7 protein-coding genes are annotated in these 12,677 nt (G+C 66.7%); 3 read left to right on the forward strand and 4 right to left on the reverse strand.

Features of this window, described 5'->3' with window-relative positions; genetic code table 11:
- Nucleotides 1-113: 113 nt before the first annotated feature.
- Together ACYJP6_RS05730 and ACYJP6_RS05735 are read right to left on the reverse strand one after the other, a co-directional pair.
- Nucleotides 114-2,387: an ATP-dependent DNA helicase gene (locus tag ACYJP6_RS05730; protein WP_459474098.1), complete on the reverse strand. Its 2,274-nt coding sequence runs from the start codon at nucleotides 2,385-2,387 to the stop codon at nucleotides 114-116.
- Nucleotides 2,384-4,045 carry a VRR-NUC domain-containing protein gene (locus tag ACYJP6_RS05735; RefSeq protein WP_459474099.1) on the reverse strand — a complete coding sequence of 554 codons (1,662 nt, stop codon included), beginning with the start codon at nucleotides 4,043-4,045 and terminating at the stop codon, nucleotides 2,384-2,386. Before ACYJP6_RS05735 ends, ACYJP6_RS05730 begins: the two co-directional genes overlap by 4 nt.
- A gap of 182 nt (nucleotides 4,046-4,227) precedes the next feature.
- Between ACYJP6_RS05735 and ACYJP6_RS05740 the strand changes: the two genes are divergently transcribed.
- Together ACYJP6_RS05740 and bglX are read left to right on the forward strand one after the other, a co-directional pair.
- On the forward strand, nucleotides 4,228-5,505 hold the full coding sequence (locus ACYJP6_RS05740) for a glucarate dehydratase family protein (protein WP_459474287.1): 1,278 nt from the start codon (nucleotides 4,228-4,230) through the stop codon (nucleotides 5,503-5,505).
- A 148-nt stretch (nucleotides 5,506-5,653) separates the two neighbouring features.
- Nucleotides 5,654-7,939 carry a beta-glucosidase BglX gene (bglX, locus tag ACYJP6_RS05745; protein WP_459474100.1) on the forward strand — a complete coding sequence of 762 codons (2,286 nt, stop codon included), beginning with the start codon at nucleotides 5,654-5,656 and terminating at the stop codon, nucleotides 7,937-7,939.
- Between the two features lie 357 nt (nucleotides 7,940-8,296).
- On the opposite strand, the gene ACYJP6_RS05750 is transcribed toward bglX, so the two are convergent.
- Nucleotides 8,297-9,634 (reverse strand): MFS transporter, encoded by a 1,338-nt coding sequence (locus ACYJP6_RS05750; RefSeq protein ID WP_459474101.1) that lies wholly within the window; start codon nucleotides 9,632-9,634, stop codon nucleotides 8,297-8,299.
- A 266-nt stretch (nucleotides 9,635-9,900) separates the two neighbouring features.
- Here ACYJP6_RS05750 and ACYJP6_RS05755 point away from each other — a divergent pair, with 266 nt between their 5' ends.
- Nucleotides 9,901-10,839 carry a LysR family transcriptional regulator gene (locus tag ACYJP6_RS05755; protein WP_459474102.1) on the forward strand — a complete coding sequence of 313 codons (939 nt, stop codon included), beginning with the start codon at nucleotides 9,901-9,903 and terminating at the stop codon, nucleotides 10,837-10,839.
- 18 nt (nucleotides 10,840-10,857) lie between these two features.
- On the opposite strand, the gene dld is transcribed toward ACYJP6_RS05755, so the two are convergent.
- Nucleotides 10,858-12,627: a D-lactate dehydrogenase gene (gene dld, locus ACYJP6_RS05760; protein WP_459474103.1), complete on the reverse strand. Its 1,770-nt coding sequence runs from the start codon at nucleotides 12,625-12,627 to the stop codon at nucleotides 10,858-10,860.
- Nucleotides 12,628-12,677 lie beyond the last annotated feature (50 nt).

Consider the following 12,677-nt stretch of genomic DNA (forward strand, 5'->3'; position numbering starts at 1 on the left):
TTGCTCCTACAGGCTCGATGTAATCGTAGGAGCGGCCCATGGCCGCGATCAACAAAACACCGGAGTGCCATAGGATCAGTTGCATCGGCGGGCGGCCATGACCGCGATAGCCTTCAAGCCGGCGCAGGTTCGCCCGTGGGCACCGTCCCCTCCTCCACCTGCCACCAGCTCGGTAGCAGCGCCCGGACTTCGGGCTGGGTGAATCTGTCGTCGATGAGATAGAGGCAGCCGCGGTCCTGCACGGTGCGGATCACTCGGCCGGCGGCCTGGATGACCTTCTGCAGGCCCGGATAGAGATAGGCGTAGCGATAGCCGTCGCCGAAGCGCCGTTGCAGGCGCTGACGCAACTGTTCGTTGACCGGATTGAGCTGGGGCAGCCCCAGGGTGGCGACGAAGGCGCCGATCAGGCGGTCGCCGGGCAGGTCGATGCCCTCGCCGAAGCTGCCGCCGAGCACGGCGAAGCCGAGGCCGCGGCCGTCGGCCTGGAAACGCTCGAGAAAGGCCTGGCGGGCGGCTTCGTCCATGCCGCGGGACTGGCGCCACTGGGGCACGTCGGGCGCCAGCTCGGCCAGCGCCTCGGCCACCTGGTCCAGGTAGTCGAAGCTGCTGAAGAAGGCCAGGTAGTTGCCCGGTCGCTGGCGATAGCGACTGGCGATCAGGGCGGCGATGGGCGTGCGCGAGGCGGCGCGGTCGGCGTAGCGGGTGGACAGCCGCACCAGGCGCACCTCCAGCTGCTCGGCGGCGAAGGGCGAGGCGACGTCGACCCAGGCACTGCCGGCCGGCACCCCGAGCAGGTCACGATGGAAATGCTGGGGAATCAGGGTGGCCGAGAACAGGGTGCAGCTGTGGGCCGCCGCCAGCCGCGGACCGACGAAGGGCGCCGGCACCAGGTTGCGCAGATTGAGCTGCGACTGCGCCTTGCCGCGCCCCTTGAGCAGGGTGACGTCGAACAGCGAATGATCGCCGAAGGTCTCGCACAGGCGCATGAACTGCAGCAGGTCGAAGAACAGCGTCTGCAATTCCGGCGCCGGTGGCTGACCGGGTTCGCCCAAGTGCTCGGTGAGCAGGCCCACCACCCGTTGCAGGGCGGTGAGGAAGGCGGCGGGCAATTCCGGCTGCACCTGGTAGTCGACCTGCTGTTCCTTGTGCAGGCGATTCCATTCGCGGTTGAGCGCTTGCAGGCCCTTGGCGATGGCCGGGGGCGCCCCCGCCTTGCAGGCGGCCAGGCGACGCTGGTCGAGGCTGGCGCTGTACATGCCACGGGCGCGGTCGAGCAGGTTGTGGGCCTCGTCCACCAGCACCCCGACCCGCCACTCCTGGGTCTGGGCCAGGGCGTGGAGCATGGCGCTGCCGTCGAAATAATAGTTGTAGTCGCCTACCACCACGTCGCTCCAGCGCGCCAGTTCCTGGGCTAGGTAGTAGGGGCAGACCTCATGGGCCAGGGCCGTTTCCCGCACCCGCGCCCGGGTCAGCTGGGCAGGCTCGGCCAGGGCGGCGGCGCGGGCGGCCGGCAGGCGATCATAGAAGCCGCGCGCCAGCGGGCAGGACTCGCCATGGCAGGCCAGCTCCGGGTGCTCGCAGGCCTTGTCCCGCGCCACCAACTCCAGCACCCGCACCGGCGCGGCCAGGGACTCCAAGCCATGCAAGGCCAGGGCGCGACCGGGGGTCTTGGCGGCGAGGAAGAACAGTCGGTCCAGGTTCTGCCGGGGCATGGCCTTGAGCAGTGGGAACAGGGTACCCACCGTCTTGCCGATGCCAGTGGGTGCCTGGGCCAAGAGGCAGCAGCCGACGCTGGCCGCCTTGTAGACGGCTTCCGCCAGGGGCCGCTGGCCATGGCGAAAGTCGGGATGGGGAAAGGCCAGGGTCGAAAGCGCCGTGTCCCGCGTGGCGCGATGGGCCAGCTCCTGGCGCGCCCAGGCGAGAAAGCGCGAACACTGGAGTTCGAAATGCGCGGCCAGCTCCTCTGCCGTCCACTCTTCGGTGAAGACGGTCTCGGCGCCGTTGCCGATGTCGAAATAGACCAGCGCCAGGGTCAGGCCGGGCAGCTCGCGGGTCTGGCACAGCAGGTGCCCATAGACCTTGGCCTGGGCCCAGTGCAGGTGGCGATGGTTGCCCGGCTGGCGTTCCAGGCTGCCTCTGTGGGTCTTGATCTCTTCCAGGCGATTGGCCATGGCGTCGAAGCCGTCGGCACGGCCGCGGACCTGGAGATCCTCGAAGTCACCCTGCAGGCTGACCTCGCGCTCGTAGTCGGGTCCGCGCCGTGCCGCCACCCGCTGGTGCCCCTCGATGCCTTCCAGGGCGGTGGGCGACGGGGTGAACCTCAGGTCCAGGTCGCCGGCCTTGGCGGTGAATTCGCAAAGGGCGCGAACGGCGATGCGATAGCTCATGCTGGCGTCGCGGCCGCCTGCCACTGCACGTGGCAGACGCTGACCGGGATGTCATGGGCGGCGAAGAAGTCCAGCCAGCGGCGCTGGTTGTCCTGCAGGCGGTCGCCCGGGCCCTTGACCTCGATCATCCGGTAGCGGCCTTCGGCCGGCCAGAACTGGATCAGGTCGGGCAAGCCGGTGCGGTTGTTTTCCGGATCTTCCAGCAGGCGCTCGAAGCACAGCCGCAGATGCTGCGCCGGCAGGCAGGCCAGCGCCTGCTCCAGCAGCTCCGCACCGAGGATGCCCCAGGCGACGAAGGGCGAGGCTAGGCCACGCTTGCTGGCGAAGCGTTCGCGGATCACCGCCGGGTAGGAGCCGTCGTCCAGTCGCGCCAGGCAGGCGGCGAAGGCCTCGGCGCGGCGCTCGCGAAAGCCCGGCAGGCGCAGGTCGGCCGGTTCGCGCTGATAGGGGTGGAAGAAGGCGCCGGGGATGGCGAGGAAGATGGCATCCCAGCACAGTAGCCCGAACAGACTGGTGAGCAGGGTGTTTTCCACGTAATGCACTGGCGCCTCGTCGCGTCCCAGGTGCTCGCGCACCAGCCACTCGACCCGGCGCAAGCCGTCGTTGACCAGTTCGAAATCGAGGCGCTCCACAGTACTGGCAGGGCGGCGCTTGTTGGGCGGACCACCCTGCTTGCGCACCAGCCGCGGCAGGATGCGCGCCACCTGCTGGCGCTCGGCGTCATGGGCCGGCGCGGCGACGATGGCTTCCGCCAGCGCCTGGGCGGCAGGCCAGTCCTCCAGCCGTTCGAGCATGCGCAGGGCGCGAATACGGGACTCGGGATGCGCCGAGGCGGCGTAGAGGGCTTGCGCCTGGGCCAGCTCGCCCAGGCGTTCGTGGTGCTGCGCCAGTTCATGCAGCAGCTTGCCGCGGCGCAGTTCCAGCCAGGTATTGGCGAAGCGTTCGGCGGGCAGCAGCGGCAGCAGCTCGGCGGCCGGCAGGCCATCGCGCAGCGCCTGGCGGCAGCGCTGGATGTGGATGTAGGCGTCCACCTCGTGGCGCTGGCCGAAGGCCCGGGATTCGGCGCTGAAGGCCACCGTCTCGTACTGGAAGATGCCCAGATCGGCCAGCACGAAGTCGGTCCAGTCTTGGTGCAGGTTGCCAAAGAACAGCAGACGCAGGCGATCGCAGAGATCCATCAGCGTCAGCCGCCAGACCCCCTCCGCCACCAGCTCGGGCACGCTGCCGGCCCAGCCGCTGAAGGCCAGGGGCGTGGCCTGCTCGGCCTCCAGCCGCACCAGCCAGTCTTCCTTGCGCCCGGCCTTGGGCAGGCGGGCGCCGAAGCAGCCGAGCAGCTCTTCCTTGCGCAGCAGGGCAAAGAGTTCGATCAGGTGCAATTCTGGATCGGCCAGCAGCCAGCCCAGCGCCACCAGCGGACTCGCCGCGGCGCGGGGGCAGCCAATCTCGCCATAGACCAGTTTGCTGGCGCGGAACACCTCGCCCTTGCGCATCACCAGGCGCACCAGCAGGGCCCGCGAGGATTGCGGCAGCTCGGCGAAGGCGGCGATGAAGTCCTGCTCGCGGTCGTCGAGCAGATCGGGATAGCGCAGGGCGACCCAGTCCAGTACCCGCTGGAAGTTGTGCAGATAGTAGAGGGGATCTTCGAGCGGAGCTTTCATGCGAAAGGTGCGAATAGGGTGGCGGCTGGCTATTTATCCAGCCCCGACCGGAGCGGGCAACCCCGATGCGATATGCGGTCATGCCGCCGGGGTCATGGCGCTTCTTTCGGTTGAAGATCCCGACCGGTAGTCATACGATGACTGACAAAGACCACCACAACTACAAGTCCAGGAGTCTGAGCGTGAAGATCAAACGCATCACCGTCACCCCCATCGCCTTTCGCGATGCCCCGCTGCTCAACGCCAGCGGCATCCACGAGCCCTATGCGCTGAGATCCATCATCGAGGTGGAAGGCGACAACGGCCACATCGGCCTCGGCGAGAGCTATGGCGATGCCCCGGTGCTGGCGGTGCTCAAGGCCATGGAAAGCAGCCTGGTCGGCCTGTCCGCCTGGGACCTCAACGGCTTGCGTACCCGGGTGGTGGCCACCGTCGCCGGGCTGGCCGACGGGGTGGTAGCCGGCGCCGAGCTGGCGCCCGGCTCTCATCCGAGCAAGCAGGTGGCCAATGCCTACTCCGCCTTCGAGGTGGCCTTCCTCGATCTGCAGGCGCGCTCCCTGGGCATTCCCCTGGTCGAATTGCTGGGCGGTGCGGTCCGCCGCGAGGTGCCCTTCAGCGCCTACCTGTTCCTCAAGTACGCCGAGCATATCGATGCGCCCTACCCGCCCGATCGCTGGGGCGAGGCCATCAGCCCAGAGCAGGTGGTGGCCCAGGCGGCGCGGATGATCGAGGAAAACGGCTTCCAGAGCATCAAGCTCAAGGCCGGTACCCTGCTCGGCCCGGATCTCGAGGCGGCCTGCATCAAGGCCTTGCGCCAGGCCTTTCCCGAGGCGCCGCTGCGCATCGACCCCAACGGCAACTGGTCGCTGGAAACGTCCCTGCGCATCGCCGAGTTGCTGAAGGACGACCTGCAGTACTACGAGGATCCGACCCCGGGCCTGGACGGCATGGCCGAATTGCACCGCCGCACCGGCATTCCTCTGGCCACCAACATGGTAGTCACCGACTTCGACGAATTCCGCCGCAGCGTAGCGCAGAACAGCGTGCAGATCGTGCTGGCCGACCATCACTACTGGGGCGGCCTGCGCGATACCCAGATCCTCGCACGGCTGTGCGACACCTTTGGCCTGGGCGTGTCCATGCATTCCAACTCGCACCTGGGCATCAGCCTCATGGCCATGACCCACGTGGCGGCGGCGGTACCCAACCTCGCCTACGCCTGCGACACCCACTACCCCTGGCAGGAAGAAGACGAGGAAGTCATCCAGGGCGGCAAGCTGCCGATCCGCAATGGCTGCGTAGCGATCACCGATGCCCCCGGCCTGGGCGTCGAGCTGGACCGCGAGCAGCTCGCCAAGCTGCACCAGCAATTCCTCGCCATCGACATCCGCAGCCGCGACGACGTCCGCCAGATGCGCAAGTACCAGCCGGACTGGCAGACCCGCAAGCCACGCTTCTAGCAAAGGCCCTACCCGCTTCGCGCCCCTGACGACCGGCCTTGCCGCCGGCCGTCAACGGCTCCGTTTCCCGGCGCCCCGGTTGTACAATCGGCGCGGCACAGCCGTGCCCAAGAACAACGAGAAAATACGCACAGGGAATCGGGGGAAGATGTTGAACGCACCACGCCTCACCGCACTCATGCTCGGCCTGGGACTGGCCGTCAGCGCCAGCCTCGCCGCCGCCCAGCCGTTCGACGCGCCGGAAGCGCGCGCCTATGTCGACGCCCTGCTGGCGAAGATGACCCTGGAGGAAAAGATCGGCCAGCTCAACCTGGTGAGCGTCGGGCCGGACTATCCCAAGGAAGCCATCATGGCGGACATCCGCGCCGGCAAGGTGGGCGCCATGTTCAACACCGTGACCCGTCCCGACATCCGCCAGATGCAGGACCAGGTCGCCCATAGCCGGTTGAAGATCCCGCTGTTCTACGCCTACGACGTCATCCATGGCATGCGCACCATCTTCCCCATCAACCTGGGCCTGGCCAGTACCTGGAATCTCGATGCCATTGCCACCAGCGGGCGTATCTCCGCCCTCGAAGCGGCCGCCGACGGCCTCGACCTGACCTTCTCGCCCACCGTCGACGTCACCCGCGAACCGCGCTGGGGCCGTGCCTCGGAAACCTTCGGCGAAGACACCTGGCTGACCTCGCGTATCGGCGCCACCCTGGTGCACGCCTACCAGGGCAACGACCTGCGCGCCCCCGACAGCCTCATGGCCAGCATCAAGCACTTCGGCGGCTATGGCGCCGTGGAAGCCGGGCGCGACTACAGCAACGTCGACATGAGTCCGCAGCGGCTGATGCAGGACTACCTGCCGCCCTATCGCGCCGCCGCCGAGGCCGGTGCCGGAGCGGTGATGGTGGCGCTGAACAGCATCAACGGCGTCCCGGCCACGGCCAATCGCTGGCTGCTGCAGGACCTGCTGCGCAAGGACTGGAACTATAAAGGCCTGCTGATCAGCGACCATGGCGCCATCAACGAGCTGGTGCTGCACGGCGTGGCCAAGGACACCCGTGATGCCGCCGAACAGGCGCTCAAGGCCGGCGTCGAGCTGAACATGCACGACGACGTCTACGGCAAGCAGCTGCCCGCCCTGCTGGCCGCCGGCAAGGTGACCCAGGCCGAGATCGACCAGGCCGTGCGCGACATGCTGCTGACCAAGTACCGCCTGGGCCTGTTCGAGGATCCCTATCGCCGGCTGCAGGGCCAGGATCCGGCCGACACCAACGCCGAATCGCGCCTGCACCGCGCCGAGGCGCGCCAGGTGGCGCGCGAAAGCCTAGTGCTGCTGAAGAACGAAAAGGCCGTGCTGCCGCTGCGCAAGGGCGCCACCCTGGCAGTGGTCGGCCCGCTGGCCGACAGCCCGCGCGACGTCATGGGCAACTGGTCCGCCGCCGGCGTGGCCGCCCAGGCCGTCTCCATCCGCCGCGGGCTGGAAAACGCCGTGGCCGGCCAGGGCAAAGTGCTCTACGCCAAGGGCGCCAACCTGCTGGCCGACCGCGATGTACTGGCCTATCTCAACTCCTACGAACCCTCGGTGGCAGTGGATGAACGCCGTCCGGCCGAGCTGATCGCCGAGGCCGTGGCCGCCGCGCGCCAGGCCGACGTAGTGGTGGCCGTGGTCGGCGAATCCCAGGGCATGGCCCACGAGGCCTCCAGCCGCGCCCGCATCAGCGTGCCCGATACCCAGCGCGACCTGATCAAGGCGCTCAAGGCCACCGGCAAACCACTGGTGCTGGTCTTGATGAACGGCCGCCCGCTGGCCCTGGAATGGGAACAGGAGCAGGCCAACGCCCTGCTCGAAGCCTGGTTCCCCGGCACCGAGGGCGGCAACGCCGTGGCCGACGTGCTGTTCGGCGACTACAACCCCTCCGGCAAGCTGACCATGACCTTCCCCCGCGAGGTGGGCCAGGTACCGCTCTACTACAACCACCTGAGCAGCGGCCGGCCCTTCGACGCGGCCAAGCCGAACAAGTACACCTCGCGCTACTTCGACATCGTCAACGGCCCGCTCTACCCCTTCGGCTACGGCCTGAGCTATACCACCTTCGACGTCTCGGCGCCGCAACTGTCCAGCGCCACCCTGAAGAAGGGCGACACCCTCACCGCCCGGGTCACGGTGAAGAACACCGGCAGCCGCGCCGGCGCCACCGTGGTGCAACTCTACCTGCACGACGTGACCGCCTCCCTGGCGCGCCCGGTCAAGGAGCTCAAGGGCTTCCAGAAGGTGATGCTGCAACCGGGCGAGAGTCGCGAGCTGGACTTCCCCATCACCGAAGCGGACCTGCGCTTCTATAACAACGACCTCAAGCTGGTCTCGGAGCCGGGCGAGTTCAAGGTGATGGTCGGCCTTGATTCGGAGCGGGTGCGTGAGGGAAGTTTTACGCTGCTGTAAAGGGTCCGCCCTCCCTCCAACCCTCTCCCAAGGAGAGAGGGAGTAAAAGCGTGGACCTCGATGCTCCCTCTCCTTTGGGAGGGGAGCAAAACCCAAGTACCTCGCTGCCCCCTCTCCCTCGGGAAGGGGAGCAAAACTCACGCACTTCGCTGCTCCTTTTCCCTGGGAGGAGGAGCAAAGCCCAAGCATTTCGCTGCCCCCTTTTTCCTTGGGTGGGGGGAGTAAAGCCCAAGCACCTCGTTGCCCCCTCTCCCTTTGGGAGAGGGCTAGGGTGAGGGATGTCGCCCACCCAGGACAGGGCCCGGCGGGCTTCGCCAAGCGCAGTCCTCAACCTCGCATCACGACCGCCATCGACGGCTAGTCATCGAGCACCTCGCCGCTGCGATCGCGTGCCCGGGAGACCGCGTAAATGGACACCAGGGCGCAGGCCATCATGAAGAGCACCACCGGCACATAGCTGCCACCGAAATAAGCGATCAGTCCGGTGGCGATCAATGGCATGGGCCCGCCCACCAGGGCAGCGCCGATCTGGTAGCCCAGGGACATCCCGGTATAGCGGATGGTTGCCGGAAAGGCCTCGGCCAGCAGCGTGCCGATCATGGCCCCGTAGCTTCCCCAAATGATGCCGAAGCCCACCCCGATCCCCAGCGCCACCAGCCACAACGAACCCTGGTTGATCAGCCAGAAGTAGGGAAAGATCCACAGCAGGAAAGCCACGCACCCCAACAGGAACACCTTGCGCCGCCCGATACGGTCGGACAGGTGCCCGAAATAGAGCATGCAGGGAAAGGCCAGCAGTGCGCAGACCAGAATGATATTGAGGATTTCCGCTCGAGCGAAGCCGTGGCCGATCAGGTAGGACAGCGAAAAGGTGGCGTAGAGGAAGAAGGTCGAGGTTTCGATGACCTTGGCGCCGATGGCGATGAGCACCACCCGCCAGTGGTCCTGCAACGTTTCCTGCAGCGGGATTCGGCTATGAGTGCGATTGGCCACCATTTTCTTGAAGGAAGGTGTTTCATCCACCGCGTGGCGGATCCACATACCCAGTAGCACCAGCACGATGGAGCCCACGAAGGGCACGCGCCAACCCCAGGACTCGAAGCTTGCCTCGGACAGCTTGGCGCTCAGCAAGGCAGTGATGATGTTGCCCAGGGCGAGGCCGAGCACGGCGCCGGTCTGGGGTACAGCGCCGAAGAAGCCGCGGCGCTGCCGGGGCGAGTATTCCACCGCGAGCAACACACCGCCGCCCCATTCCCCGCCCAGGGCCAGCCCTTGCAACAGGCGCAACAGGGTGAGCAGGATCGGTGCCCAGATCCCGATCTGGGCATAGTTCGGCAACAGCCCCATGAGCACCGTGGAAGCCCCCATCAGCGACAGCGTGATGGCCAGGGTCTTCTTGCGACCGATGCGGTCACCGATATGAGAAAACAGGATGCCGCCCAGCGGACGGACCAGAAAGGCGAGCGCGAAAGCGGCCAGGGCGAGCAACTGGCTGACCAGGGGATCGCCACTGGGAAAGAATTGCTTGGCGAAGATGATCGACGCCATGGTGCCGTAGAGAAAGTAGTCGTACCACTCGATGGTACTGCCGACGGCGCTGCCCAGCAGGGCGCGGCGGCGCTCGTTGGCGGGGACCAGGAGTTCCTGGGCGGAAGCAGCCGCAGCGGCCGCGGAATCGAGCGTGGCATGGGTCATGGCATCACCTGTTTATTGTTGTTGGAAGAGTGGATGCAGCCACCGCCCCTGAAGGCGCTGGCTTGCTGCGATCAAGGCGGCAGCATCGCGAGGGGCAGAAGAGCGGAAGACGAGGTTGCAGGGCGGCCGGAGTCCGGGTAGCGGAGCGGATCTTCCTGGATCATCTCGTCTCCATTTATCATGTTTTGTTATAGGCAGGGCGAGTCTAGCGTGGGGCTAGAGGGCTCGGAATTGACAATAAGCAACAGCGGTATAACTTTCAGGCAATGAAGAATCTTGCCAGCCTCAATTCGATCATGTCGCGCCTGCACGCCAAGCAACTGCGCCTACTCGTCGCCCTGGCGGAAAAGGGGTCGCTGCTCAATGCCGCGGAAGGCCTGGGGCTCACTCAGCCAGGTGCCAGCAAGGCGCTCAAGGAGCTGGAATCCACCCTGGGCGTGGAGTTGTTCCTGCGTACCAATCGCGGTTTGCTGCCGACTCCCGCGGGCACCTGTGCCATTCGCTTCGCCCGCCTGATCCAGGCGGATCTGGACAACCTGCGTCACGAGCTGCACGCCATTGCCAGTGGCTCGGGCGGCAAGCTGGCCATAGGCACCATCATGGGCGCCGTGCCCCTGCTCACCCATGCCATTTCCCGGCTGCTGGAGCTGCAGCCACGGCTGTCGATCGAGGTGGTGGAAGACACCAGCACGACCCTGCTCGGCCTGATTGACCAGGGGCGGTTGGACGCGGCCATCTGTCGCCTGTCGGTGAGCGAGCGGCCAGAAAGCTACGACGCCTTGGTCATCAAGGACGAGTCCCTTGCGGTGATCGCTCACGCCGCTCATCCGGCCGCCCAGCGCGAACGGGTCGAGTTGCAGGATCTCTCGGACAGTCGCTGGGTGGTCTATCGCGCCAACATGCCCATGCGGCGCACCCTGGAACACGAGTTCTTCGAGGCACAGCTGCCCTTCCCCCTGCACCTGATCGAAACCACCTCGGCGCTGACCACCCTCTCGCTGCTGAGCCGCAATCCCCGGCTGGTAGCCCTGGTGTCGGTCGAGGTGGCGGACTATGTCTGCCAGCATGGCCTGGTCAGTCGCCTGCCGCTGCAACTCAGGTCCCACAGCGAGCCCTATGAGCTGGTCTCGCGGCGCAGTGCCCAACAGAACCCGGCATTCGAGTTGCTGGTGGAGTCGCTCTACGCCATCCAGCAGGAAGACTGAGCCGCCCCGCACTACCGCTCAAAACGTGCGACTGGCCTCCGCAGTCTCCGCCCGGGCAGCCTTGGCTGCCGCCGCGATGGCGTTGTCGGCGTGCGCGTCGCAACAGTCTTGCTGCCAGCGATGGCGGCGCGTTAGCAGGCCGATACCGGGGTTGAAGGCGTTGGTCGGATCGAGCTGGCGATAGTGGCGCTCCAGTTCGGGCGCGGCACGGTAGAGGTGGCCGACATTATGCTCGGCGGGATAGCGCGCGCCCCGGGCATCCAACAGGGCCAGCAAGCGCTCCTTGAGCGCTGCGCAGTCGTACCCCTTTTTCACCAGGTATTCCTGGTGCAGCACATGGCAGAAGAAGTGCCCGCAATACATGGTCACCTCGATCTGCTCCGCCAGTTCCGGCGGCAAGGTCTCGAACCAGTCATGGGTGTTGCGTGGCAGCGCGATGTCCAGGGCGAGGATGTCTTCCACGGTGTCCCGGTGCACCGCCCGGTAGCGATTCATGGCATTGCCGACCGCGAAGCGATTGAGGAAGGCGGCGTTGCCCTCCTCCGCGTCGCACTCGATGAAATCCGCGTCGGCGCTGGGCAGCCAGGACTGCAGATAAGCGCGGGCTTCGTCGATGCCGTCTTCGCCCATCTTGAGCAGCAGGTGATGCTCAAAGCGCGAGGCGAAGGTATTGAGGCGCGCTGGCAGGTGCTCCGGCAAGGGCGCGGCAAGGCGTTGCAGCAGGCGATCGCCGAGCTGGGCGCCGAGCCCCAGGCGTTCGCTCAGGGCATCGAAGCGGGTCTTCCAGGCAAAGGCCTGGGGCACCCGTTGCGCACCACAGCGCTGAATGAAGAGGAACAGGTCCTTGCCGTAGGTACGACTGAGTTCGTAGGCCGTGCGGTGCATGTATTCGCCGGCGATGGGCAGCTGGGCGAAGTTGACCAGGATGTGCCGGCGGATGGCTTCCAGATCGGCGGCCCGATTGGAGCCGATATAGAACACCCGGGTGTTGCGATCAGCGGGGAAGGTATCCAGGCGCAAGGCGAACACGGCGATCTTGCCCGCCGAGCCCGAGGCCTCGTACAGCCGCCGCGGATCGGCGTTGTAGCGGGCGGGGGTGGCGGACGCCACGTCGCGGACATGGTGGGCATATTCGCGATCGGAGGCCATGGCGCCGGCCGGGTCCTGCACGTTACCGTCGTTGAAGCGGCCCTCATCGAGCCGGGACAGGATCTCTTCGGGTGAGTCGCCCAGCTCCAGGCCCAGGTGGTTGACCAGTTGCAACTGCCCGGCTTCGTCGATCCGGGCGAATAACGACAGCTGGGTGAAGGCCGGTCCGCGGCGGATCAGCGAGCCGCCGGAGTTGTTGCAGACGCCGCCGGTGATGGAAGCGCCGATACAGGTCGAGCCGATCACCGAATGCGGTTCGCGCCCGAGCGGCTTCAGCGTCGTCTCCAACTGGCTCAAGGTCACGCCCGGCTGGGACACCACCTGCTCGCCCTGGCGCAGCAGGGATAGGCGGGTCAGGCGCAGAGTGTTGATCAGTACCACCGGCCGGTCGTAGCCCTCGGCCACCGGGGTGGAGCCACCCGTCAAGCCCGTGTTTGCTGCCTGGCAGATGATGATGGTCCCGGCGGCGTGGCAGTGCTGCAGCACGCGCCACATCTCCACCAGGCTACCGGGCCGCACCACGGCGAGTACCGCCCCGCCACCATAGCGGATCCCCAGGCGGAAGCGCCGGGTCGCGGCGTCGCCCTGCAGGACATGGCGCCGTCCGACGATGGTTTGCAACTCGCTGACCAGCTCCATGACGTCCTCTTCACTGACAAGGAAAGCGGAAGCGAACGGTGGTCGCTTCC

The sequence above is a fragment of the Pseudomonas sp. No.117 genome (genome assembly GCF_054558395.1).